The sequence below is a fragment of the Mesorhizobium sp. Root157 genome, from assembly GCF_001427385.1.
GTDB lineage: Bacteria > Pseudomonadota > Alphaproteobacteria > Rhizobiales > Rhizobiaceae > Mesorhizobium.
In genome coordinates, this window is record NZ_LMGJ01000037.1 from 40,554 (window position 1) to 64,411 (window position 23,858).

Annotated in this window: 17 protein-coding genes and 1 tRNA gene; 13 read left to right on the forward strand and 5 right to left on the reverse strand. The window is 64.0% G+C overall.

The features are described from left to right. The first annotated feature begins 60 nt into the window (after window positions 1-60). The 3 genes from ASD64_RS18620 to ASD64_RS18630 are packed head-to-tail and all read left to right on the forward strand — an operon-like array spanning window position 61 to window position 3,001. Window positions 61-1,200, forward strand: coding sequence for an ABC transporter ATP-binding protein (locus ASD64_RS18620; protein ID WP_056108226.1), 1,140 nt, complete (start codon window positions 61-63; stop codon window positions 1,198-1,200). Between the two features lie 9 nt (window positions 1,201-1,209). Beyond that, window positions 1,210-2,181 (forward strand): ABC transporter permease subunit, encoded by a 972-nt coding sequence (locus tag ASD64_RS18625; RefSeq protein WP_056108229.1) that lies wholly within the window; start codon window positions 1,210-1,212, stop codon window positions 2,179-2,181. Between the two features lies 1 nt (window position 2,182). Further along, window positions 2,183-3,001: an ABC transporter permease subunit gene (locus ASD64_RS18630; protein WP_056108233.1), complete on the forward strand. Its 819-nt coding sequence runs from the start codon at window positions 2,183-2,185 to the stop codon at window positions 2,999-3,001. A gap of 112 nt (window positions 3,002-3,113) precedes the next feature. Here the strand turns inward: ASD64_RS18630 and ASD64_RS18635 are convergent, their stop codons facing one another. Next, window positions 3,114-4,979 (reverse strand): AsmA-like C-terminal region-containing protein, encoded by a 1,866-nt coding sequence (locus tag ASD64_RS18635; RefSeq protein WP_056108236.1) that lies wholly within the window; start codon window positions 4,977-4,979, stop codon window positions 3,114-3,116. A gap of 224 nt (window positions 4,980-5,203) precedes the next feature. On the opposite strand from ASD64_RS18635, the gene ASD64_RS18640 reads away from it, so the two are divergent. Next, a complete protein-coding gene (locus ASD64_RS18640; RefSeq protein WP_056108238.1) occupies window positions 5,204-7,162 on the forward strand; it encodes an acetoacetate--CoA ligase in 1,959 nt (652 codons plus the stop codon). A gap of 264 nt (window positions 7,163-7,426) precedes the next feature. Here the strand turns inward: ASD64_RS18640 and ASD64_RS18645 are convergent, their stop codons facing one another. After that, entirely contained in the window at window positions 7,427-10,915 is a 3,489-nt protein-coding gene (locus ASD64_RS18645) for a PAS domain S-box protein (RefSeq protein WP_056108242.1), read from the reverse strand. A gap of 250 nt (window positions 10,916-11,165) precedes the next feature. On the opposite strand from ASD64_RS18645, the gene ASD64_RS18650 reads away from it, so the two are divergent. The 5 genes from ASD64_RS18650 to ASD64_RS18670 all read left to right on the forward strand — a co-directional run bounded on the left by ASD64_RS18650 (window position 11,166) and on the right by ASD64_RS18670 (window position 15,212). Then, window positions 11,166-11,624 carry a phasin gene (locus ASD64_RS18650; protein ID WP_056108244.1) on the forward strand — a complete coding sequence of 153 codons (459 nt, stop codon included), beginning with the start codon at window positions 11,166-11,168 and terminating at the stop codon, window positions 11,622-11,624. A gap of 324 nt (window positions 11,625-11,948) precedes the next feature. Then, a tRNA-His gene (locus ASD64_RS18655) sits at window positions 11,949-12,025 on the forward strand. A gap of 168 nt (window positions 12,026-12,193) precedes the next feature. Beyond that, window positions 12,194-12,484 (forward strand): DUF768 domain-containing protein, encoded by a 291-nt coding sequence (locus tag ASD64_RS18660; protein ID WP_056108247.1) that lies wholly within the window; start codon window positions 12,194-12,196, stop codon window positions 12,482-12,484. Window positions 12,485-12,612: 128 nt separating this feature from the next. Beyond that, window positions 12,613-14,037, forward strand: coding sequence for a pyridoxal-phosphate dependent enzyme (locus ASD64_RS18665; protein WP_056108250.1), 1,425 nt, complete (start codon window positions 12,613-12,615; stop codon window positions 14,035-14,037). Next, window positions 14,034-15,212: a cystathionine gamma-synthase gene (locus tag ASD64_RS18670; protein WP_056108253.1), complete on the forward strand. Its 1,179-nt coding sequence runs from the start codon at window positions 14,034-14,036 to the stop codon at window positions 15,210-15,212. The genes ASD64_RS18665 and ASD64_RS18670 overlap by 4 nt, the downstream gene beginning before the upstream one ends. 105 nt (window positions 15,213-15,317) lie before the next feature. On the opposite strand, the gene ASD64_RS18675 is transcribed toward ASD64_RS18670, so the two are convergent. Next, the gene (locus tag ASD64_RS18675) at window positions 15,318-16,079 is read right to left on the reverse strand and encodes a transporter substrate-binding domain-containing protein (protein WP_156460230.1); all 762 of its coding nucleotides are present in this window, start codon (window positions 16,077-16,079) and stop codon (window positions 15,318-15,320) included. A 356-nt stretch (window positions 16,080-16,435) separates the two neighbouring features. Here ASD64_RS18675 and ASD64_RS18680 point away from each other — a divergent pair, with 356 nt between their 5' ends. Continuing rightward, window positions 16,436-17,197: an SH3 domain-containing protein gene (locus ASD64_RS18680; RefSeq protein ID WP_156460228.1), complete on the forward strand. Its 762-nt coding sequence runs from the start codon at window positions 16,436-16,438 to the stop codon at window positions 17,195-17,197. 113 nt (window positions 17,198-17,310) lie between these two features. Here ASD64_RS18680 and ASD64_RS18685 read toward each other — a convergent pair whose 3' ends face one another. Both ASD64_RS18685 and ASD64_RS18690 read right to left on the reverse strand, forming a co-directional pair. Further along, window positions 17,311-18,057: an SDR family oxidoreductase gene (locus ASD64_RS18685; protein WP_056108260.1), complete on the reverse strand. Its 747-nt coding sequence runs from the start codon at window positions 18,055-18,057 to the stop codon at window positions 17,311-17,313. Between the two features lie 47 nt (window positions 18,058-18,104). Next, window positions 18,105-19,580: an aldehyde dehydrogenase family protein gene (locus tag ASD64_RS18690; RefSeq protein ID WP_056108262.1), complete on the reverse strand. Its 1,476-nt coding sequence runs from the start codon at window positions 19,578-19,580 to the stop codon at window positions 18,105-18,107. Between the two features lie 197 nt (window positions 19,581-19,777). Between ASD64_RS18690 and zwf the strand changes: the two genes are divergently transcribed. The 3 genes from zwf to edd are packed head-to-tail and all read left to right on the forward strand — an operon-like array spanning window position 19,778 to window position 23,817. After that, the gene (gene zwf / locus ASD64_RS18695; protein WP_056108265.1) at window positions 19,778-21,247 is read left to right on the forward strand and encodes a glucose-6-phosphate dehydrogenase; all 1,470 of its coding nucleotides are present in this window, start codon (window positions 19,778-19,780) and stop codon (window positions 21,245-21,247) included. Then, window positions 21,229-21,951, forward strand: coding sequence for a 6-phosphogluconolactonase (pgl, locus tag ASD64_RS18700; protein WP_056108269.1), 723 nt, complete (start codon window positions 21,229-21,231; stop codon window positions 21,949-21,951). Before zwf ends, pgl begins: the two co-directional genes overlap by 19 nt. Before the next feature lie 39 nt (window positions 21,952-21,990). Continuing rightward, window positions 21,991-23,817, forward strand: coding sequence for a phosphogluconate dehydratase (edd, locus tag ASD64_RS18705; RefSeq protein ID WP_056108270.1), 1,827 nt, complete (start codon window positions 21,991-21,993; stop codon window positions 23,815-23,817). Window positions 23,818-23,858 lie beyond the last annotated feature (41 nt).

Here is a 23,858-nt window from a genome sequence, read left to right on the forward strand (position 1 = left end):
GCCGGGGCTCTTGCCACCAGCGTAGAGCGCCCGGGCGGGCGTGCAGGGACGGAGCGGGACATGAAGTCACTGGGCAGTATACGCAGGGATTTTGCACCGTGGAACGATCCGGATACCAAGCCGTATATCCGCTTTGAAAACGTCACCAAGCGTTTCGGCGACTTCACCGCCGTCAACAATCTGTCGCTGGCGATCTTCGAGCGCGAATTCTTCGCGCTGCTGGGCGCGTCCGGTTGCGGCAAGTCGACCCTGCTCAGAATGCTCGCCGGATTCGAGGAGCCGACGGAAGGCCGCATCCTGCTCGACGGCCAGGATTTGCGGGGGATTCCGCCGTATCGGCGGCCGGTCAACATGATGTTCCAGTCCTATGCGCTGTTTCCGCATATGACGGTGGAGAAGAACATCGCCTTCGGCCTGAAGCAGGACGGCATGGCCAAGGCCGACATCGACGCGCGGGTCGCCGAGATGCTCAAGCTGGTCAAGCTCGAGCACTTCGCCCAGCGCAGGCCGCACCAATTGTCGGGCGGGCAGCGCCAGCGCGTCGCACTGGCCCGTTCGGTCGCCAAGCGCCCGAAAGTGCTGTTGCTCGACGAGCCGCTCGGCGCGCTCGACAAGAAGCTGCGCGAGGAAACCCAGTTCGAACTGATGGACCTGCAGCAGGAACTCGGCCTCACCTTCGTCGTCGTGACCCACGACCAGGAAGAGGCGATGACGATGGCCGACCGCATCGCCATCATGGACAAGGGCGAAGTCATGCAGGTGGCGACGCCGGCCGAGGTTTATGAGGCCCCCAACTCGCGTTTCGTCGCCGGCTTCGTCGGCAACGTCAACATGTTCGAGGGGTCGGTCGCCGAGCGCACCGAAAAGACGGCGCGGATCACCGGATCGACCGGGGCCGAAATCCTCGTAGAAAACGCCGGCGACGCCACGGCGGGCGCCAGCGTGGCCTTCGCCATACGCCCGGAAAAGATCAAGGTCTCGTCCAGGAAGCCGGCCGACGCGGTCAACGCGCTTGAAGGCGAAGTCTACGACATCGCCTATCTCGGCGACATGACGGTCTATCACGTCAAGCTGGAAGACGGGCAGGTGGTTCGCGCCAGCACCATGAACGCGTCCCGTACCGTTGACGACCCGCTGACCTGGAGTGATCGCGCATGGGTCTCCTTCCGGCCGGACGCCGGTGTCGTCTTGACGCGCTAGGGGGCGGTTATGACCAATGCCGCCGCCTCAGTTTCGGTCAACGCACCAGCCGGAGAAAACAAGTCGCGCCTGTCCCGGATCATCTCGGGCCTGGCAGCGCGCCTGGTCATTATCATTCCCTATTGCTGGCTGCTGTTCTTCTTCCTCGTTCCGTTCGTCATCGTGTTCAAGATATCGCTGTCGCAGACGGCGATCTCGATGCCACCCTACATGCCGACCCTCGACCTGGGCGGCGGTATCTCCGGTCTTCTGGGTTCGCTGAAAGAGCTGAGCTTCGACAACTATCTGTGGCTGACCGAAGACGCGCTCTATTTCAACGCCTATGTCTCCAGTGTCGTCATCGCCGGAATTTCGACGGTGCTGACGCTGCTGGTCGGTTATCCGATCGCCTATGGCATGGCGCGCGCTCCGGCCTCGCTGCGGCCCACGCTGCTGATGCTGGTCATCCTGCCGTTCTGGACCTCGTTCCTGATCCGCGTCTATGCCTGGATCGGCATCCTGAAGCCGGAGGGCCTGCTCAACCAGTTCCTGATAGGCGTCGGCGTCGTCTCGGAACCGCTGATCATCCTCAACACCTACACCGCCATCTTCATCGGCATCGTCTACTCCTACCTGCCCTTCATGGTGCTGCCGCTCTATTCGACGCTCGAGAAGATGGACAATTCGCTCATCGAAGCCGCCAACGATCTGGGTTGTCCGCCGATCAGCGCCTTCTGGAAGATCACCTTTCCCCTGTCGCTGCCCGGCGTGATCGCCGGCTGTCTTCTGGTGTTCATCCCGGCGGTGGGCGAATTCGTCATTCCCGACCTGCTCGGCGGATCGCAGACCCTGATGATCGGCCGCACGCTCTGGAACGAATTCTTCAACAACCGCGACTGGCCGGTCGCTTCGGCGGTGGCCACCATATTGCTGCTCGTCCTGGTCATCCCGATCGTGCTCTTCCAGCATGCGCAGGCCAAGGCGCAGGAACAGGATCGCTGACATGAACACGACCTGGAGCCGCTTCAACATCACCTCGATCGTGCTGGGCTTTGCGTTCCTGTATCTGCCGATCGTGCTGCTTGTCATCTTCTCCTTCAACGCCTCCAAGCTCGTCACCGTGTGGGGTGGCTTCTCGACCAAATGGTATGCGTCGCTGTTCCAGAACCAGGGCTTGATGGATGCGGCCTGGGTAACTATCCGCGTCGCGCTGGTCTCGGCTTCGGTGGCGACGGTGCTGGGCACGCTGGCCGCCCTGGTGCTGACCCGCTACACGCGCTTCAGGGGCCGGGTGCTGTTCACCGGCATGGTGTTCGCACCGCTGGTGATGCCCGAAGTGATCACTGGCCTGTCGCTGCTGTTGCTGTTCGTCGCCGTCGGCCTCGACCGCGGGTTCCTTACCGTCACGCTGGCCCACATCACCTTTTCCATGTGCTTCGTTGCGGTGGTGGTGCAATCGCGCCTGCTCACCTTCGACCGGTCGCTGGAAGAGGCGGCTATGGATCTTGGCGCGCCGCCGGTGAAGACCTTCTTCCAGATCACCTTGCCGGTGATTGCGCCGGCGGTGATTTCGGGCTGGATGCTGGCCTTCACGCTTTCGCTCGACGACCTCGTCATCGCAAGCTTCGCATCGGGGCCGGGCGCAACGACGCTGCCGATGAAGATCTACAGCCAGGTGCGCCTTGGCGTGACGCCGGAGATCAACGCGGCCTGCACCATCCTGATCGCCATCGTTGCCGTCGGCGTCATTGCCGCGTCGATCGTCAACAAGCAGCGTGAAGTGCAGCGGCGACGCGACGAGCAGGCCGCACAGCGGGCTTGACCCGCTTCCTGTCTGACCATGAAGCGCCAGAGCGCGCGTCGCGATCTTTCAGATTCGCCGGCGCGCTCCAGTTACCGGTTTCTATGCAAGTCGTTTTCCGACATGCACCAGATTATTCGACTGGGATTGCTGGCGTTATCGGCGAGATGAACGGCCTGCTCCAGCTGCCGCCGACGAAGAATTGCGTCTGGTTCGCGTTTGCGGCTGCCACGCTTTCGCTATCCTTCGGGGCGGCTGCGGGGGTCGTCGGGGCGATGCCGCCGGACAGGGCAAGGCCGCGCCCCGCATAGGGCATGATGCCGGTCAGCCATAGCCGCGACTTGCCGGATGTGGCCTGCGCCTTGTCGATGCGCACGACGCCCTTGGCGATGCTCGCCTTCAACTCGGCGCCGTCGATCGCCACGGTGCCGTCGTCGACGTCGTCGAGCGGGAAGAAGCCGCGCTCGGAGTTGCGTTTCAGGAATGCCGGCAGGTTCAGGCCGGTCAGCGAGCCAGGCCCGAACGTCGCCGATATCGAGCCGTCGGCATTTTCGAGGATCGAGTTCCAGCCCTTGCCGGGGCCTTTCAGGATGATGGAGACGGTTCCTGTCCCGGTCGGCATCAATCGCGCCATGCCGGCCGCCTCGCCGAAAGCCCCGCCATTGATGTCCGAGGCAAGCAGCCGCATCTCGACCTGGGTGCCGCCTGGATTGCGGTCGAAGCGCAGGCTGGTCTGGACATGGCCTCCGAAAGCGGCGGCATCCGACACGTCGAAGGCGGCGAGCCCGTTCTTGACCTGCGCGGTGGCCGCGACCTCGGCCAGCGTGATGGCGCCTGCGGTTGCACGCGCCGCCGACAGCCTGAGGTCCAGGTTGAGCCGATCAGCGAAGGAGGGGTCGATCTCGCCGGAGACCTGGCCGGCCGGCGAAGAAAGCGGCGTGAAGGCGGACAGGAATGAAACGAGGTCGAGCGTTTCGAAGGCGAGTGTGCCGGAAATGACCGGCCGCCCCTCGGCAATGGCAAAATCGAGCGCGCCCATGCCGGGGTTCTTGTCGAGGACGATCTCGGCGCTGTCGAATTTCACGCGGCCGGCGCTGCCTGCGACCTTGCTCGAAATGGAAACGGAGCCGATGGCGGCTCCGGGCGCGATGCCGGCGCCCGACCAATCCAGCATGCGCCGCAGCGACGGCGCCGAGAATTTCAACTGCCCGTCGACATAGGCATTGGCGGACAGGCTGGCCGTCCCTTCGAAAGAGAGATTGGCGGGCGCCGCCTTCAAATTGAGGGTGACGGGGGCGGGGCCGCCGGCGGCAAGCAGGAGCGGTTTGGCCGAAGCAGCGTCGAGGGTCACGCTTTCGCCATGCCAGATTCCCGAGGCCGACAACGATGCGCCGCTGTTCAGCGTCGACCAGTTCGCCTGCCCGGTCAGGCTGGTGACGATCTCTTCTTCCTTGCCGTTGACCGCAGCAACGATTCGGCCGTCGCGAAATTCCAGCAGGCCCAGCGCATCGGCGGGCAACCTGCCGATATCGGGGTTGGCGGGATCGGCGCTCAACAGCGCGCGCGCAGTGTCGATGGAGCGGTTGATGCGGCCGCCTTCCGGCAAGGGCGGCATGTAAAGGCCCTTGGCCGTGCGCTCGACCCTGAGCGTGGGGCGGATCAGGCGAGCCGAAGAGAACACGACATCGCCGCGCAAGGCGGCCATCGCCGACAGGCCGATCTCGACGCGCTCGGCTGCGACCACCGGCCGCTCGTTTGCATCGGTCCATTGCGACAGCGCGACTTGCGTCAGGATGGCGCGGAACTGTGGCCAGACCTCAATGTGCGGAGCGCCGGCGATGGTGACGCGATAGCCGCTCCACGCGCTCATCTCCCAGGCGATGCGGTCGCGCACGATCCGGGTCGAGGCGATGAAGGGAAGCGCCACGAACACCAGTGTCGCGACGATCACGACAAAGCCGGCCGCCCATACGCCTCGTCGTATCCAGGTTGATGGCATCTCGCCCCTTCTTTGCGTTCCGCCAAGCCGACGCAAGGTGTAACCGGTGTCGGATGCATTTCAAGTCTTTATGACCTCGCCAAGGCGCATTGCCCACATCGACGCCCCGTGCCCGCACATATGCTTGCCCTGTCGCGCCACGGTGTGCTTAACCGGGCCGGCAGACATGTGACGCGCCGCTGCCTTTGTTCAGGACACGCTACGGCGCGAATGGAGGACAGATCATGACCACAACAATGCCCTTGTGGGAGCCGAGCGCGGAGCGCATCGAGGCTTCACCGCTGACGGCATTTGCCGCGAAAGCCGAGACGCGTGCCGGGCGCGAGCTTGCCTCCTATGGCGCGTTGCATGCGTGGTCGGTTGCCGAACCCGAGGCTTTCTGGGACCTGGTCTGGGACTTCTGCGGCGTGATCGGCGACAAGGGCGGCTCCGTGCTTGCCGATGGCGACCGGATGCCCGGTGCGCGGTTCTTCCCCGAGGCCAGGCTTAACTATGCCGAGAACCTTCTCGGCACCAGCGGGCCGGGCACGGCGATGGTGTTTCGCGGCGAGGACAAGGTCGAGCGGCGGCTGTCGTGGAACGAACTGCACGCGCTGGTCTCGCGCCTGCAGCAGCTTTTCGTCTCTCTTGGCGTCAAGCAGGGCGATCGCATCGCTGCAATGATGCCGAACATGCCCGAAGCGATTGCCGCGATGCTGGCCGCAACCTCGCTCGGCGCGGTCTGGTCGTCGTGTTCGCCCGACTTCGGCGAACAGGGCGTGCTCGACCGCTTCGGCCAGATCGAGCCGGTGGTGTTCATCGCCCCCGACGGCTATTGGTACAACGGCAAGGCCATCGAGGTGGCCGACAAGGTCGCTGCGGTGGCGGCGAAGCTTGCCAGCGTGAAAAAGGTGCTGATCGTCGACTATCTCGGCACCTCGGACGACGTCGCGTCGTCGATCGACAAGGCCGCCGCCCTTTACGCGGCGATCGAACCTTTCGCCATCAAGGAGGTGACGTTCGAGCGGCTGCCGTTCTCGCACCCGCTGTTCATCCTGTTCTCGTCGGGCACCACCGGCATTCCCAAATGCATCGTGCATTCCGCCGGCGGTACGTTGATCCAGCACGTCAAGGAACACCGGCTGCATGCCGGGCTGGCCGAGGGCGACCACTTCTTCTACTTCACCACTTGCGGCTGGATGATGTGGAACTGGCTGGTGACCGGACTGGCGACGGGTGCGACCCTTCTGCTTTACGACGGCTCGCCATTCTATCCGGACGGCAACGTGCTGTTCGACTACGCCGACGCCGAGAAGATGACCTATTTCGGCACCTCGGCCAAGTTCATCGATTCGGTGCGCAAGGCCGGGCTGAAACCCATTGGCAGCCACGATCTCGCCAGCGTGCGCACCATCTCCTCGACAGGCTCGCCGCTGTCGCCGGAAGATTTCCGCTTCGTCTACGAAGGTATCAAGCGCGACGTGCACCTGGCCTCGATCTCGGGCGGCACCGATATCGTTTCCTGCTTCGTGCTGGGCGTTCCGACCGAGCCGGTGTGGGAAGGCGAGATCCAGGGGCCGGGACTGGGCATGGCGGTCGATGTCTGGGACGACGACGGCAAGCCTGTCCGGCAACAGAAGGGCGAACTGGTCTGCACCCGACCGTTTCCGGCCATGCCGATCGGATTCTGGAACGACCCTGAAGGCAAAAAATATCACGGCGCCTATTTCGAGCGCTTCGACAATGTCTGGTGCCATGGCGACTTCGCGGAATGGACCGATCATGACGGTATCGTCATTCACGGCCGTTCGGACGCCACCCTCAATCCCGGCGGGGTCAGGATCGGCACGGCCGAGATCTACAACCAGGTCGAGCGGATGCCGGAAATCCTCGAGGCGCTCGCCATCGGCCAGGACTTCGACAATGACGTGCGAGTGGTGCTTTTCGTGCGGCTGGCGGCTGGCGTTGCCCTGGACGAAGCTCTGGAAAAGCGTATCCGTGCAAAAATCCGCACCGGCGCCAGCCCGCGCCATGTCCCGGCCCGCATCGTCGCCGTCACCGACATTCCGCGCACCAAATCCGGCAAGATCACCGAACTTGCCGTGCGCGACGTCGTCCATGGCCGCGCGGTCAAGAACAAGGAGGCGCTGGCCAATCCCGAGGCGCTGGACCTGTTCAGGGATCTGCCCGAGTTGGCAAGCTGATGCAGATGGTCAAGCCATGATGGTAAACGAAAGCTGAACGGACAAATTTACCTAAACTTCAGCTGTGGTACGGATTCGTAAAGTTTCTGCCGGCCCGGTAAGGATTTGTTAACGTCCTCGCCCCGATAGTCGCGGGCAACTTGAGGGAGAAATCCCGTTCCTCGGCCCCCGCCAAGGCGCTGAATTCGCTCAAGCCCGTTGTGACAAATTCCATAATTCAGGCGCCCTCCAGGGCGCCTTTTTCTTTACGCGGTGAAAGCCTGGCTATTCGGCCAGCACCCGCGTCGACGGGAAGGCGACCTCGACCAGCGTTCCTTCGCCGGGGGTCGAGCTGATGGTGAAGCGGGCGCGGTTGGCCTCCACCATCGCCTTGGTCAGCGGCAGGCCGAGCCCGGTGCCGTCGCCGCGGCCACGCTTCAGCGCGTTGATCTGCTTGAACGGCTTCAGCGCCTGTTCGATCTCGGCCTGCGTCATGCCGATGCCGGTGTCGCGCACGCGCAGCACCACATCGCCCGAGATTTCATAGGCGGTGGAGACGATGACCTGGCCACCGGCCTGGGTGTAGCGGATGGCGTTGGACAGGACGTTGAGCGCGATCTGGCGCACGCTGCGCAAATCCGCCACCACTTCCGGCAGCCGCGAGGCGAAGCTGGAGCGGATGATGACCCGCTCGCGGTTGGCTTGCGGCTGCATCAGCGCCACGGTTTCCGCCAGCGTGTCGTTGAGCGACACCGCTTCGTAGTCCATGTCCTGCTGGCCGGCTTCGATCTTCGAGATGTCGAGCAGGTCGTTGACCAGATCGAGCACATGGTTGCCGGACCGGTTGATGTCGCGCAGATAGTCGCGGTAGCGGTCGTTGGCGACCGGGCCGAACTTCTCGTCCACCATCAGTTCCGAAAAACCGATGATGGCGTTGAGCGGCGTCCTGATCTCATGGCTGATGCGGGCGAGGAAATCGGTCTTCTGCGACGACGCCCGCTCGGCAACGGTACGGGCCTGGGTGAGATCCTCCTCGGCCCGCTTCCACTGGGTGATGTCGCGCACCACGGCGCAAAAGCCGCTGTCGCCGGGCAGGCGGCCGATGGTCATGAACAGCGGGATGAAGCGCCCTTGCGACTCGCGTCCGATGACCTCGCGGCCGTCGTTGAGGACACTGGCGACGCCATGCTCGGTGAGGCCGGCGAGATAGTCGCGGGCGGCGCGCTGGCTCTCTATGGCAAACAGTGAGGAAAATGGCTTGCCGTTGACCTCGTCGCTGTCGAAGCCGAACAAAGCCTCGGCCGGCCGGCTGATGGAGCGGATGTTGCCGTCGCGCCCGATCAGCACCACACCGTCGGTGGCGGTGTCGATGATGGTGCGCATTTCGGCTATGCGCGCCTTGAGCTCCGACACGTCCGGCTGCTGCGGCGCGCTTGCCGCGGTCTGCGGTGCCGCGGGTTCGACAGCGACCGGGGCGCGGGTGTCGCCGGTGCGGCGCACGACCAGCAGCAATGCCTTGCGGTCCTGCCAGGGCACCGAGCGCAGGATCGCCTCGACCGGGAATTCGCTGCCGTCCCGGCTGCGCAGGCGCAGCGCACGGTCGGCCTCGTCGGCAGTCCCGTCATCGGCGTAGGGTTCGGCAAACAGCGTGTCCAGCCCGCCGGCCTCGTCGAGTTCGTCGAGCGTGCCGTAGCCGGCGAGATCGAGGAATTCGTCATTGGCGTAGTGAAGGACGTCGCCGGAATGGATCAGGACAGGCACCGGCAGCTTGGCCAGGATCGAGATATCTGGTGCGTCCGGCTCCCCCTCGGCAAAGGCGGATGGCAGGAAGCTGCCGGCCTGTAGCGGCAATCCGGCAATGGAGCGGGCAGGTTCGGCGGGCTTGACGGCGAGGTCAGGCGCTGCGGGCGGCGCCACGGTATCGTCGCCGCCGGGCTCTTGAAACGCGGCATCGCGAAAATCGGCGACAGCCATGCTGTCGTCATCTGCGACGGGGTCGGCCGCCGAATCCGCGTAGTCGAGCAGCGAGCCGTGCGCCACCGACGCTGCCGGTTCTTGCATCGCTCTCCCGCTTTCAGGCGCAGCTTCGCTCTGCGGCGCAACTGGCTTGCTTGTGCCTTCGACTTCCGTGACGGCTTCCGGTAAAGGCATCGGAGCGGTCGTGTCGGTGGCTTCGGACGGCGCGGGGCGCAATTCGGGCTCGCTCACCTTCTTCAAACGCTCGCCGATCTCCCGGAAAGCGCTGCGCTCAAGCGTCGACAGGCCCTTGTCATTGGCCGGCGGCCGGTGTTCCGCGAGCCGGATGACCTTGTCGGTGAAACGGCGCTCCGGCTTCGGAGCAATCGAAAGAGCCGGCACTTCACCCTGGAAAGGGTCTGGACTTTGGATGGGGTCTGGCGTCGCGGCTTCCGTGTGGCTTTCCGGCGGTGCCGGTTCGGCGGCCGGCTGCGGCTGGTTTGGAACCAGCGCCATGCCGATCCCTTCCGGGTCCGCTACTGCATCGGCCATGCGGGCAACGCCGAATCCGCGAAAACCCTCGAACTCGCGGTTGCGGCTGTAGACGGGCAAGGCGGCGAGATCGACCGGCACTTTCAGGCCCGTGCCTGCCAGCGGCCACAGCACGGAGCGGCCAGACCACGTGTCGCGCCGCTCGAGAAGGCCGGAGATTTCACCCGACGGATCGAGACCGAAGGTCGTGGAGACATCCTTGAAACGCCGGCCAAGGACATCCGCCGCCGGTTGGCCGACCGCATCGGCAAACTCCTGCGAGACGGCACTGAACCTGCCCTCGGCGTCGGTGCGCCAGACAAAGCGGACAGGGGCCGGTGCGCGCTTCGGCGGCTCTGCGCCGGAAAGGCCATCCGTGGCCGTATCGCTTTCGGAAGTCGCCGTCTGCTCCGCCTGCGAAGCATCTGGAGCCTCCGCATGGCCCGGCTCCTGGTCGGGTTCGGCGTCTGGCGCGGCATCGCCATCGCTGAAATACCAGTGATCGTGATGATGGTGCCTGTCGGGCGGAGCGGTATCTGCATGTCCGGCGCCGGAGCCGGGAACCGCCGATGCGGCTTCGGCCGCACTGTGGGCCAGCGCCGATGGTTCGATGCCGCCGACCTGGCCTTCGTCGATGACGACGAGAAGGTGGCGAGCGGGATCGTCGGTGAGCCGGGCCATGCCCGCCGGATAGGAATTTTTACCCGCCTCGACGAGACGCTTGACGATCCTGTCGCTCTCATTGGCAACCTGGCCGACCAGCGCGACCAGCGTCGGGGGCGCGATGCCCAAATCGGAAAAACCCGGCGACGCGGCCTCGACTTCGCCCTTGCCGTCGATGAAGGCGAGGAAATGACCGTCTTCGGTGAAGCCGCCGATCGCCTTCGCGGCATGGCCGGTTGAGCCGGCCTGCTCGTCCTGCGCGACCGGGACGGCCATCAGGATGGCCTTTTCACCGTCGGGCATGGTCACGCTGCTGGCGACGAAGCCGACCGCGTGGCTCACCATGCCGCTGGTCAGGCGAACCATGAGGGATCGGTCGCTGCCGATGTCGGGAAAGCCGGAGGTCGCCATGATCTGCCGCCGCGCGACTGGGGAAAGGCCGGAGGATTCGCCGATGATGCGTTCGATGTCCGGGTAGCCGAACAGCGCAGCGCCGGGGCCGTTCGCCCACAGCACCTGCTCCAGATCCGTGGGCAGGATGACCAGCGCGTCGCCGGCGGCAAAGCGCTGCCGCACCGTATCGAGTACGGCGACGTCGAGGAAGGAGTAGCTGTCGGACGGCATTGCGCTTGGCGAACCCTCGCAGGTCGGGCAGATTGCAGTTAACGCTTTGTTAATAAAAGCCGATGGCGCGAAGGTCCACAAGCCATGGCGTTTGGGAGCCGAAATCTGGCCACGTGGTTAACGCCCGGCCCGACCGAAATGGTGCGTCGCAATAAAAATATTGCATTGCACAAAATTCGTGCTATATACAGCCATCATACATGAACGAGACGGCTTTGTGTCAAAGTCGCTTCCCCTGAAAGGATGGAAAATGAACAAGACCAAGACCGCCGACATCATCGGCAATGTCGAATTCCCGAGCTTTGACGCTTCCAAGGCCACCGACCAGATCCGCGCTTTCGCCGAAAAGGGCGTCGAGCAGTCGAAAGAGGCCTATGCCAAGCTGAAGACCGGCTCGGAAGAGGCCCAGAAGGTTCTCGAAACCACCTACGAGACCGCCAGGTCCGCCACCAGCGACCTGTCGCTGAAGGCGATCTCTGCGCTGCGCACCAACGCCGAAGCCAATTTCTCGCATCTCGAGGCTCTCGTCGGCGCCAAGTCGCTGTCGGAAGTGTTCGAGCTGCAGACGGCGTTCCTGCGTCAGCGCGTCGAGCAGACCGTCGAGCAGACCAAGGATTTCCAGGCTGCCGCTTCCAAGGCCGCCGAGGACGTTTCCAAGCCGGTCAAGGCCGTCTTCGAGAAGACCTTCAAGGAACTCAAGGTCGCGTAATCCTACTTCAGGTCGCGCAATCTTTCGGGGCGCCGGTTTTCGGCGGCCAGGCAAATACCCGGCGGGTGGTTCCTCCTCCCTCTGCCCGACGGGCGAAGCGGCCAGCATTTCTCCGCTGGCCAATAAAGGAAAAGGCCGGCACCTCCTCCCGCCGGCCTTTTTCTTTGCCTGCTTTTCAAGGGAGGATGAGGGCAATTCGCGCAAGCGACCTTTTGCCTTCCCAAATGGCTTGAATTACACTCCATTAACCCGTATTGACGCTTCGCCGAACGACAAAGCTTATCGCAAAGGATGGACTTTTCGCCGATCGGGCCAAGCCGATGTGCCGTTGTAGCTCAGTTGGTTAGAGCGCCGGATTGTGGATCCGGAGGTCGCTGGTTCGAGCCCAGCCAACGGTACCACCCCTCCAAACGAATCTGTTGAAACCTTGAACTCCGTCAGGCCCCGGGCTGTCGATATGCTAGGGTTCCGACCCTGGGCCTGATGAATGCCAACGCAGTTTGAAACAAACGGCATCTTTTTGGAGACGCCGCAGGTTACAACCAGACCAGGACATACAGGGCATTGGAATGAGTGAACATGCGATCAAGTTCCTGCAGGAATGGATCGGCGAGAAGTGCCAGACACCCGCCTTGCCGATAAAGATCGAACAGCACGCCGAAACGCTTGCCCGCGAATGCGCCGCCACAGCTGCCGAAGCCGGGATTCCGCTGGAAGATATCCAGGAAGAGGTCGGCGACATCCAGGAACTCATCGCCTCGCGTCTTGAGGATGCCGTCGAAATCGACGACGGCGCCATGGACGAGACGCCGGAAGGCGAAGGCGAGCGCCCGGCGCGGTCGAATCCGGCGCCGCGCTGAGTCCAACCGGAACTGCACGGAATTGGAAAACAATTCCGATAATAGAAAATTATTGAAATATTTGTCTTCGACAATGCAGGCCTAAGTCTGCGATCAGTGCGCGCATCGGGAGCAAAAGGAGCTATCCGATGACGAGCACCGCAAAAATCGAACAGAACGCCGTATTCGACCGGGTGAGGCCGCCCTATGGCTCGGTTCTCGACCTCATCGGCGAGACGCCGGTGGTCGAACTGACCAAGTTCGACACCGGGCGCTGCCGCCTGTTCATCAAGCTGGAAAGCCAGAATCCGGGCGGCTCGATCAAGGACCGCATCGCCCGCTCGATGATCGCCGCCGCGGAGCGGGACGGGAGATTGTCGAAAGGCGGCGTCATCATCGAGGCAACCGCCGGCAATACCGGCCTTGGCCTGGCGCAGGTCGGCATCCCCAAAGGCTATCGCATCGTCCTGGTGGTGCCCGACAAGATGTCGCGCGAGAAGGTGCAGCATTTGCGCGCGCTTGGCGCCGACGTGCGCCTCACGCGCTCCGATGTCGGCAAGGGCCACCCCGAATATTATCAGGACATGGCCGAGAAGATCGCCGCCGAGACGCCGGGCTCCTTCTACGTCAACCAGTTCGCCAATCCGGCCAATCCGCTTGCGCACGAGACGACGACCGGTCCGGAAATCTGGCAGCAACTCGACGGCGATGTCGACGCCGTCGTGGTGGGTGTCGGCTCGGGCGGCACGCTGACCGGCCTTGGCCGCTTCTTCGCCAAGGTGTCTCCGAAAACCGAAATGATCCTGGCCGATCCGGCCGGGTCCGTGCTGGCGCCGCTGGTCAAGACCGGCCGGCTGGAGCAGGCCGGAAGCTGGACGGTGGAAGGCATCGGCGAGGACTTCGTGCCGCCGAATGCCGACCTTTCGCTGGTCAGCCAGGCCTATACGATCTCGGATCGCCACTCGATGCTGGCGGCGCGTGACCTGTTGTCGAAGGAAGGCATACTGGCCGGCTCCTCGTCGGGCACGCTGCTTGCCGCGGCACTTCGCTACTGCCGTGAACAGCAGACGCCCAAGCGTGTCGTCACCTTCGTTTGCGACAGCGGCAACAAATACCTGTCAAAGGTGTTCGACGATTTCTGGCTGGCCGAGCAGGGTTTGGCGGAACGGCAACAGCATGGGGACCTCTCCGACCTCGTCGCCCGCTCGCACCGCGAGGGCGGCACCGTCTTCGTCGGCTCGGACGACACGCTGCTCACCGCCTATGGCCGCATGCGGCGCGGCGACCTTTCGCAGCTTCCCGTGCTCGACGGCGGCAAGCTGGTCGGCATCATCGACGAGAGCGATATACTGGCCAGGGTCGACGGCAACTATCAGGGCCGCTGGCAGCGTTTCGAGGCGCCGGTGCGCTCGGCGATGACCTCGGAACTTCACACGCTTCAGGCCAGCCAGACACTGGATGCGCTGTTGCCGGTGTTCGACCGCAACGAGGTCGCCATCGTCTTCGACGGCGACGAGTTCGTCGGCCTCATCACCCGTATCGACCTGATCAACCATTTGAGACGCTCAAGATGACCCAACAGCCGCCAAAGGGCAGGAACCGCCTCGCCTTCTCGACCCGCACCATCCATGGCGGCCAGAGCCACGATCCGACGACGGGCGCGGTGATGGTGCCGATCTACGCCACCTCTACCTACGCCCAGCAAAGCCCCGGCGTGCACAAGGGCTTCGAATATGCGCGCAGCCAGAACCCGACGCGCTTCGCCTTCGAGCGCGCGGTGGCCGATCTCGAAAGCGGCACGGCGGCTTTCGCCTTCGCCTCGGGTCTGGCGGCGATCGCCAATATCTTCGAATTGCTCGACGCCGGCGCCCATGTCGTCGCCACCGACGACATCTATGGCGGCACGTTCCGCCTGCTGGAGCGGGTGCGCAAGCGCTCGGCCGGGCTTCAGGTGACGTTCGCCGACTTCACCGATCTGGCCAAGGTCGAAGCAGCGATCCGCCCCGACACCAAGATGCTATGGGTCGAGACGCCGACCAATCCGTTGCTGCGCATCGTCGATCTGGCGGCGGTGGCGGCGCTGGCGAAACGCAAGGGCATCATCGCGGTTGCCGACAACACCTTCTGCAGCCCCTATATCCAGCGGCCGCTGGAACTTGGCATCGATCTGGTCGTGCATTCGACCACCAAATATCTCAACGGCCATTCCGACATGATCGGCGGCACCGTCATCGTCGGCGAGAACGCGGACCTGAGGGACAGGCTGAAATTCCTGCAAAATGCCGTCGGCGCCATTTCCGGTCCGTTCGACAGCTTCCTTGCCTTGCGGGGCCTGAAAACGCTGGCGTTGCGCATGGAGCGCCATTCTGAGAACGGGCAGAAGATCGCCCGCTGGCTGGAGGCGCGGCCGGACGTGCGCCGCGTCATCTATCCCGGCCTCGAAAGCCATCCGCAGCATGGTATCGCCAAGACGCAAATGCACGCCTTCGGCGGCATGGTGACGGTCGAACTGGACCGCGACCTGGCCGGCACCAAGCGCTTTCTCGAGCACACCCACCTGTTTGCCCTGGCCGAAAGCCTTGGTGGCGTCGAAAGCCTGATCGAGCATCCGGCGCTGATGACGCACGGGTCCATTCCGGCCGAGCAGCGCTCCGCGATCGGGATTTCGGATTCGCTGGTCCGGCTCTCCGCCGGCATAGAAGACGCCGACGATCTGATCGCCGATCTGGAGCAAGCGCTTTCGGCCTGACCCTGTTGAGGCCTGCAGCGCGTCTTTCAGGTTCGCTGGCCGCGCTTTAAGTATTTGATTTTATGCATGTCGTTATCCCGAAGCCGGTTCCCAGGGCGACATACATCAGTAGAAGCTGACCGGGAAGTAGCGCAGATAGAGTTCGGCAAAGACGCCCTTCTCGGAAATTTCCTGCAGGGCGTAGTCGAAGGCAGCCGCCAGCATCGGTTGGTCGGCCTTGGCCGCGATGGAGAGCCCCGTGCCGAGATATTCGGGCGCGATGTAGGGGCCGCCGGCAAAGCGGCAGCAATTTGCGGCATCGTCGCTTGCCAGCCAGAAGGAAAGCCGCATGCCGTCGCCAAAAGCCGCATCGACCTTGCCGGCCTTGAGACCGGCATAGAGTTCGTCCGGCTTGGCGAAGGGCACGGTCTTCACCTTGCCGAAATAGTCTTGCAGCATGCGCTCATGCGCGGAGCCGGCCAGCACGCCGACGGACTTGTCCTGGATCTTGTCATAGATGGGCTCGGTGAGCGGCTTGGCCTTGGGTACGATGAAGCGGGCCGGGAACTGCAGATAGGGGCGCGAGAACACGTATTTCGCGCGCGTCTCGCGGGTCGCGGCAATGCCGGCGATGATGGCCTCGCCATTGCCTTTTGCGAGTGCATCCTCCAGTTCCGCCCACGGCAGCGCCTCGATCTGGCATTTGTCGGAGATGCCGAGTTCGGCGCAGACCGCCCGCGCCAGATCGATATGGAAGCCGGACAGGCGGCCGCTGCCGTCGAGGAAGTTGAAGGGCGGGAAATCGACGGTGGTCAGGAACCGGAGACGCGGCAGGGCCGAAAGGTCCGGCTTCGGCAAGCGCTCCTTGGCATCCCACAAGATAGGCATCTCAGGCGATTGCGCATGAACCGCCTGCGCTGACGGCAGCAGAATAGCGAGGGCGGAAAAGACGCCGATCAATGCCCGAAACGCCACGAATCGCACTCCTGTTGCCATGGGACCGCTGCGGTTTTGGTATGAAAAAAGCACCGCCACAAGCTCTTGCGCCGCAATAGAGATAAGTCGCATTGTCCCCGGCTTAACGCAGTGATGCCACAATTTGCCTTACTATCCCCGGCTGCGGATAGCCCATGGCGGTGAAATCTGCCACACTGTCCGACGGGAGTGCGAGACCGGCGCTGGACGGATCGGGCGTTGAACCGATCCTCGAATGAAAGAACGCCGGCTCTTTTGGAGATGTCTAGGTGAAGGGGCTATCGAGTTTCGGCAAGCCGGGACGGCAGCGCATTTCGATGCAGTATGGCTATGATGCGCGGCGCTCCTGGTGGCAGGAGGTCAAGGCGCACGCGCATCTTGTCATCGCCGCGGTCGGAACGATGTCCCTTCTGGCCGTGGCCGCGGTCGCATTGTGGCTGGCCATGCCGGCAGGCGAGCGTCAGGCCTTTGCCGAGGCCAAGGTCGATCAGCAGCCGGAAATTGTGGCCCCGGCGACCGCGATCTCGACCGATAGCGCCGGGATTACCGCTCCGGAAACCGAGCCGCCGCCTGTGCACGCCGTTGAAACGGCCTCGGTTGTTCAGCAGCCTGAAGCACCGATGGCGCAGCCGGAAATCCCCGAACTGGACCCGCAGGCCGCCGCAGCCATCGCTGTTCCGGCGGTGGATGGAGATGGTACTGCACCGTTGGCCTACAGCGGTAAGGATGGGGCCGCGCAGCAAATGCCGCTGATCGCCGCCATTCCGACGCCGAGGCCGACGCCGCCGGGCGAGGCTGGCGGCACGGATACGGATGCCAAAACGCCGAAGGATGGTGCGCCAAACGACGCGGCATCCGGCCACACATTGCGGGCCGTGACGATGCGGTCGGGTCCGAAAACCGGCGCTGCCGCCATTGGCACCGTTCCGGCCAAGACCCCGGTCGAGGTGGTCGCTTGCGAAAAATGGTGCGAAATCGTCTACGAGGGCAAGCGCGGCTTCGTCTACAAGAGCTTCGTGCAGCGCGACTGACCCTGCCTCTCATTCGGCCTGATCCATCGCCGAAGCCGGCCCCACTTTTCGGGATCGTTTTTCTACCAGCACGATCTTTTCCGAAAACCGGCCTCCACTTTTCGTGATCGTGCTCAGATGCAGCGGCCGCCATCCACTTCCAGTGCCACCCCGGTGATGAAGGCGGCCTCGTCCGAGGCCAGCCACAGTGCCGCATTGGCGATGTCGAGCGGGGTGGACAAGCGCCCAAGCGGAATGGACGCGCGGAACTTCTCGCGGATTTCGGGCGTATCGGCGCCCATGAATTTTTCGAGCATGCCGGTGTCGCCGGCAACCGGGCACAGGCAATTCACCCGGATGTTGTGCGGCGCGAGTTCCACGGCCATCGATTTCGTCGCCGTGATCGCCCAGCCCTTGGACGCATTGTACCAGGTGAGTCCGGGGCGCGGCCGCAGACCGGCCGTGGAGGCAGTGGTGAGAATGACGCCGCCGCCCTGCCTTTGCATGGTCGGCACGACCGCAACGGCGGCGTGATAGATCGCCTTCATGTTGACGGCGGTGATGAGGTCGAACGTGGCTTCGTCCACGGCAAGCATGTCGCCGTTTCGATGCGTGTATCCGGCATTGTTGACCATGATGTCGACCCGGCCGAAAGCGCTCTTGGCCGCATAGACCAGTTCCTCGACATCGGTGCGCTGCGACACGTCGGTGGTGACGGCGATGGCCGCCTTGCCGATTTCATTTGCGACGCGCTCGGCCCCCTTGGCGTTCAGGTCGGCAACCACCACCCGGGCACCCTCCTCGGCAAAGCGTCTGGCCATGCCTTGGCCGAAACCGGATGCCGCGCCGGTGATGATGGCAACCTTGTCTTTCAATCTCATCTTGTCGTCTTTCCGATCTGCAATGCACTTGCCGCGAGAGCGCCAGCCTAACCGTGATTGAACACGATCGTCTTCGTAGCCGACATATCGTAGAGCGCCTCAAAACCTTTCTCCCGCCCATGGCCGGACCGCTTGAAGCCGCCGAACGGCAGTTCGATGCCGCCACCGGCGCCGTAGCCGTTGACGAAAACCTGGCCGGAACGCACGCGCTTGGCGACTCGATGCTGGCGGCCGCCATCCTTCGTCCAGACGCCTGCGACGAGGCCATAGTCGGTAGAATTGGCGAGACGGATGGCGTTTTCCTCGTCCTCGAAGGCAAACAGCGCCAGCACCGGGCCGAAGACTTCCTCGCGGGCGATGACAGCATCGGGGTTTACCGACCCGAACAGCGTCGGCGCGAAATAGTAGCCGCCGGCGGGCGCATCCTTGTGCACCGTGCCGCGCGCCAGCACCGGGACGCCGGCCTTTTCGGCCTTGGCGACCATAGCCGCGACGCGCTGCTGCTGTCTTGAGTTGATCAGCGCGCCGAGGTCGAGGTCCGCGTCGTGCGGGCCGGCGACGAGGCGCGAGAAACGTTCGGCAAGCCCTGACGCCACGTCCTCATAGACCGATCGCTCGATCAGCACGCGGCTGCCCGCCGAGCAGGTCTGGCCGCCGTTCTGGATGATGGCGTTGACCAGCACCGGCAGCGCCTTGTCGAGGTCCGCATCGGCGAACACGATCTGCGGCGACTTGCCGCCAAGCTCCATGGTGACGCCACGATTGTTGCCAGCCGCCGCCTGCTGGATGGCCGTGCCGGTGGCCGGCGAACCGGTGAAGGTGACGTAGTCGACGCCCGGATGCGCCGAAAGGGCGGCGCCCGCATCGCGCCCAAAGCCGGTGATGACGTTGAAGACGCCTTCGGGAAAGCCGGCCTCCAGCGCCAGTTCGGCAATGCGGATGGCCGTCAGCGAAGCGTCTTCCGCCGGCTTGACCACCAGCGTGTTGCCCATCGCCAATGCCGCGCCGGCGACGCGGGCAAGAATCTGCAACGGATAGTTCCAGGGGATGATCCCGGCAACGACGCCGTGCGGCTCGCGCAGCGTCAGCGCCGTGTAGCCGTCGAGGAAGGGGATGGTGTCGCCATGGATCTTGTCGCCGGCACCGCCGTAGAATTCGTAGTAGCGCATCGTCGAGGCCACGTCGGCGCGGCCCTGCCTGAGCGGCTTGCCGGTATCGCGCGCCTCGAGTGCGGCAAGCTCGCTGCCGTTCTTCTCGACCAGGAGCGAGAGGCGTGTCAAAAGCCGGCCGCGTTCCACCGCCGGCATCTTCGCCCATGAGCCGCTGTCGAAGGCCCGGCGCGCGGCCTGCACGGCGCGGTCGACATCGGCGGGCGCCGAGGCCGGGATCGAGGCGAACACCTTGCCGTCAGATGGACACAGGACGTCGATGCGTTGGCCCGACACTGCGTCGACGGCCTTGCCGTCGATGATCTGCTGGAAAATACGCCCTTGCGCGACGGTCGTCGAAAGATGCGCTCCCATCTTCGATTCTCCCTTGGCTGCATTTTGCCGGCCGGCCTATGATGGCGGCGCGGCACGTCGTGAACTATCGCCTGCTACCATTGTATCCGCTTGGACCAGTAACGATGCCGCAGATGTGACACCATGGCACTGGTCAAATTAAATCGATTAGATTATATCCTCTGCGGCGTAATGAGCTGTGGCAACACGGACAAACCATGACAAGCCAGATCATACCTGTCGACCCTTTCGACTTCATCATTTTCGGTGGCACCGGCGATCTGGCGGAGCGCAAGCTCTTGCCGTCGCTCTATTATCGACAGCGCGACCACCAGTTTTCCGAACCGACCCGCATCATCGGAACCTCGCGTTCGAAGATGAGCGACAGTGAATTCCGCGCCTTCGCCAGGAAAGCGATTGTGGAACATGTCGCCAAGGCGGATGTCGATACCAAGGAGCTAGACAAGTTCCTGGCCCGAATTTCCTACATCGCCGCCGATGCGGTCAGCGGCGAGGGGTTCGACAGCCTGAAGAAGGAACTCGGCGACAGCGATCGCATCCGGGCCTTCTATCTGGCGGTGGCGCCGACGCTGTTTGGCCAAATCTCGCACAAGCTCAAAGAACACAAGATGATCACGCCCAATTCGCGGATCGTCGTTGAAAAGCCTATCGGCCGCGACCTCGATTCCGCCCGCGCGCTGAACGACCTCATCGACAAGGACTTTCACGAAAGCCAGATCTTCCGCATCGACCACTATCTCGGCAAGGAGACGGTGCAGAACCTGATGGCCCTGCGCTTCGCCAACGCGCTTTACGAGCCGCTGTGGAATTCCGCCCATATCGACCATGTCCAGATCACCGTTGCCGAAACCGTGGGGCTGGAAGATCGCGTCACGTATTACGACACGGCCGGTGCGCTGCGCGACATGGTGCAGAACCACATTCTCCAGCTGCTGTGCCTGGTTGCGATGGAGGCCCCGGCGTCGATGGACGCGGATGCGGTGCGCGACGAAAAGCTGAAGGTGCTGCGGGCGCTGAAGCGCGTCAACGGTAACGAGGCGCCGAAGCAGACGGTTCGCGGCCAATATCGCGCCGGCGCTTCGGCCGGCGGCCCGGTCAAGAGCTACGTCGAGGAACTGGGCAAGGAGAGCGACACCGAAACCTTCGTCGCCATCAAGGCCGAGATCGCCAACTGGCGCTGGGCGGGCGTGCCGTTCTATCTCAGGACCGGCAAGCGGCTGGCTTCGCGCGTTTCGGAAATCGTCATCGAGTTCAAGCCAATCCCGCATTCGATCTTCGGTGAAAATGCCGGACCGATCTTCGCCAACCAGCTTGTCATCCGCCTGCAGCCGAACGAAGGCGTGAAGCAGTATATCATGATCAAGGATCCCGGTCCGGGCGGCATGCGCTTGCGCCAGATTCCGCTCGACATGAGCTTTGCCGAGTCCTTCGACGGGCGCGCGCCGGATGCCTATGAGCGTCTGATCATGGACGTCATTCGCGGCAACCAGACGCTGTTCATGCGCCGCGACGAGGTCGAGGCGGCCTGGAGCTGGATCGACCCGATCCAACAGGCCTGGGAGAGCGCACGCCACGAGGCGCAAGGCTACACGGCCGGCACCTGGGGCCCCTCGGCTTCGATCGCGCTCATCGAGCGCGACGGACGCACCTGGCACGAGAGCGCCTGATGGCCAGCCAAGCCGGCTATGAGTGGATCGAATTCGCCGGGCGCGCCGCATTGGCGGACGCGTTGGCGAAGAAGATTTCCTCGCTTCTGGCTGAATCGATAACGCGGCGCGGGACCGCTTTCCTCGCCGTATCCGGCGGCACCACGCCGGCGCGGTTCTTCGAGGCGTTGTCGCAGCAGCAGATCGGCTGGGACAAGGTTGTCGTCACCCTGATCGACGAGCGCTTCGTGCCGGCCTCTTCGCCCCGCTCCAACGCCGGGTTGGTGATGGCCAATCTGCTGCGGAACGAAGCGGCGTCCGCCCGGTTCGTGTCGCTCTACCGGGATGACGCGGACATCGATGATGTGGCCAGTTCGGACGACGTGGAACTTGGTGCGCTGCCTTGGCCGCTCGACGTCGCCGTTCTCGGCATGGGCACCGATGGCCACACCGCTTCCTTCTTTCCGGATGCCGACAACCTTGAGACGCTGCTCGATGCGAATTCGAAACGGATCGTTTTGCCGGTCGATGCGCCGAGCGCCGGCGAACCGAGGTTGACGCTTTCTGCTGCCCGCATCGTCGAGGCGGGCTTCATCGCGCTGCACATCGAAGGCGCGGACAAGCGCACCGCCTTCGAAGGCGCGATGGGACCTGATGGGACAAAGCCGATCGGCACGGTGATCGACATGGCACAGAAGCCGGTCGCGGTGTTCTGGGCGCCATAAAAGCGCAGGATTCGGCCGACGGTCGAAAGGACAAACGAGATGACAGCCAGACGAGACATCGAAGCCATCACGGACCGTATCCGCGAACGCTCCCGCGCCAGCCGCGAAACCTATCTCGGGCGTATCGCCGATGCGGCGGGCCGCAGCGCCAACCGCGCGGTGCTCGGCTGCGGAAATCTGGCGCACGGCTTTGCCGTATGCAGCCCATCGGAGAAGATCGCGCTCAGCGGCGACAAGGTGCCGAACCTCGCCATCATCACCGCCTATAACGACATGCTGTCGGCGCATCAGCCGTTCGAGACCTATCCCCGGCTGATCAAGGCAGCAGCGGCGGAAGCAGGCGGCATCGCCCAGGTTGCCGGCGGCGTTCCGGCAATGTGCGACGGCGTCACCCAGGGCCAGCCCGGCATGGAGTTGTCGCTGTTTTCGCGCGACGTCATCGCCATGTCGGCAGCGGTCGGCCTGTCGCACAACATGTTCGACGCCGCCGTCTTCCTCGGCGTCTGCGACAAGATCGTGCCGGGCCTGCTCATCGCGGCGCTGAGCTTCGGCCATTTGCCGGCGGTCTTCATCCCGGCGGGGCCGATGACAAGCGGCCTGCCCAATGACGAGAAGGCCAAGGTGCGGCAGCTTTATGCCGAAGGCAAATGCGACCGCGCGGAACTGTTGGAAGCGGAATCGAAGTCCTATCACGGACCGGGCACCTGCACCTTCTACGGTACGGCCAATTCCAACCAGATGCTGATGGAGATCATGGGCCTGCATACGCCGGGCGCCTCCTTCGTCAATCCGGGCACGCCGCTGCGCGATGCGCTGACCAGGGAAGCGGCCAAGCGGGCGCTCGCCGTCACCCAGCTTGGCAACGCCTATACGCCGGTTGGCCGCATGATCGACGAGCGCGCCATCGTCAATGGCGTGGTCGGCCTGCACGCCACCGGCGGCTCCACCAACCACACCATCCACCTGATCGCCATGGCCGCCGCCGCCGGCATCAGGCTGACCTGGCAGGATATTTCCGACCTGTCGGAAGCGGTGCCGCTGCTGGCGCGGGTCTATCCGAACGGCCTGGCAGACGTGAACCATTTCCAGGCGGCGGGCGGCATGGGCTTCCTCATCCGCGAATTGCTCGATGCCGGACTTCTGCATGAAGACGTTCAGACGGTGTGGGGCGAGGGCCTCAGGACCTACGCAATCGAGGCTCGCCTTGGCGCGGACGGCACGGTGGCCCGAGAACCCGCGCCGGCTGAAAGCGGCGACGAGAAGGTGCTCGCGCCCGTCGCCAAGGCTTTCCAGCCGACCGGCGGCCTCAAGGTGCTGTCGGGCAATCTTGGCCATGCCATCATCAAGACCTCGGCGGTCAAGCCCGATCGCCGGGTCATCGAGGCCCCGGCGCGCGTGTTCGACAGCCAGCAAGGGTTGAACGACGCCTTCAAGGCCGGAAGCCTGACCGGGGACTTCGTCGCGGTCATCCGCTTTCAGGGACCGAAGGCCAACGGCATGCCGGAACTGCACAAGCTCACCACCGTGCTGGGCGTGCTGCAGGATCGCGGCCAGCGTATTGCCATTGTCACCGATGGGCGCATGTCGGGCGCATCCGGCAAGGTGCCGGCGGCCATCCATGTGACGCCGGAAGCGCTGGAAGGCGGCGTGATCGGCAAGATCAACGAAGGCGACATCATCCGCCTCGACGCCGAGGCGGGCACCTTGGAGGTGCTTGTACCGGCGGGCGACCTGGTGCTGCGGCCGGTCGCGGAAGCCGAACTCGAGGCCAACGAGTTCGGGTTCGGGCGCGAGCTTTTCGCCGGCTTCAGGCAACTGGCCGGCCGGGCCGACCAGGGCGCCAGCGCCTTCGGCAACGCTGCCTGATACGAACAGGCAGCAAAAGCCGCTTGCTTCGAGACGAGGCC

Excerpts from the sequence above, each read along its gene's own strand:
- ASD64_RS18620 (WP_056108226.1), top strand. The coding sequence starts at position 61 with ATGAAGTCACTGGGCAGTATACGCAGGGATTTTGCACCGTGGAACGAT.
- ASD64_RS18625 (WP_056108229.1), top strand. The coding sequence starts at position 1,210 with ATGACCAATGCCGCCGCCTCAGTTTCGGTCAACGCACCAGCCGGAGAA.
- ASD64_RS18630 (WP_056108233.1), top strand. The coding sequence starts at position 2,183 with ATGAACACGACCTGGAGCCGCTTCAACATCACCTCGATCGTGCTGGGC.
- ASD64_RS18635 (WP_056108236.1), bottom strand. The coding sequence starts at position 4,979 with ATGCCATCAACCTGGATACGACGAGGCGTATGGGCGGCCGGCTTTGTC.
- ASD64_RS18640 (WP_056108238.1), top strand. The coding sequence starts at position 5,204 with ATGACCACAACAATGCCCTTGTGGGAGCCGAGCGCGGAGCGCATCGAG.
- ASD64_RS18645 (WP_056108242.1), bottom strand. The coding sequence starts at position 10,915 with ATGCCGTCCGACAGCTACTCCTTCCTCGACGTCGCCGTACTCGATACG.
- ASD64_RS18650 (WP_056108244.1), top strand. The coding sequence starts at position 11,166 with ATGAACAAGACCAAGACCGCCGACATCATCGGCAATGTCGAATTCCCG.
- ASD64_RS18660 (WP_056108247.1), top strand. The coding sequence starts at position 12,194 with ATGAGTGAACATGCGATCAAGTTCCTGCAGGAATGGATCGGCGAGAAG.
- ASD64_RS18665 (WP_056108250.1), top strand. The coding sequence starts at position 12,613 with ATGACGAGCACCGCAAAAATCGAACAGAACGCCGTATTCGACCGGGTG.
- ASD64_RS18670 (WP_056108253.1), top strand. The coding sequence starts at position 14,034 with ATGACCCAACAGCCGCCAAAGGGCAGGAACCGCCTCGCCTTCTCGACC.
- ASD64_RS18675 (WP_156460230.1), bottom strand. The coding sequence starts at position 16,079 with ATGCCTATCTTGTGGGATGCCAAGGAGCGCTTGCCGAAGCCGGACCTT.
- ASD64_RS18685 (WP_056108260.1), bottom strand. The coding sequence starts at position 18,057 with ATGAGATTGAAAGACAAGGTTGCCATCATCACCGGCGCGGCATCCGGT.
- ASD64_RS18690 (WP_056108262.1), bottom strand. The coding sequence starts at position 19,580 with ATGGGAGCGCATCTTTCGACGACCGTCGCGCAAGGGCGTATTTTCCAG.
- zwf (WP_056108265.1), top strand. The coding sequence starts at position 19,778 with ATGACAAGCCAGATCATACCTGTCGACCCTTTCGACTTCATCATTTTC.
- edd (WP_056108270.1), top strand. The coding sequence starts at position 21,991 with ATGACAGCCAGACGAGACATCGAAGCCATCACGGACCGTATCCGCGAA.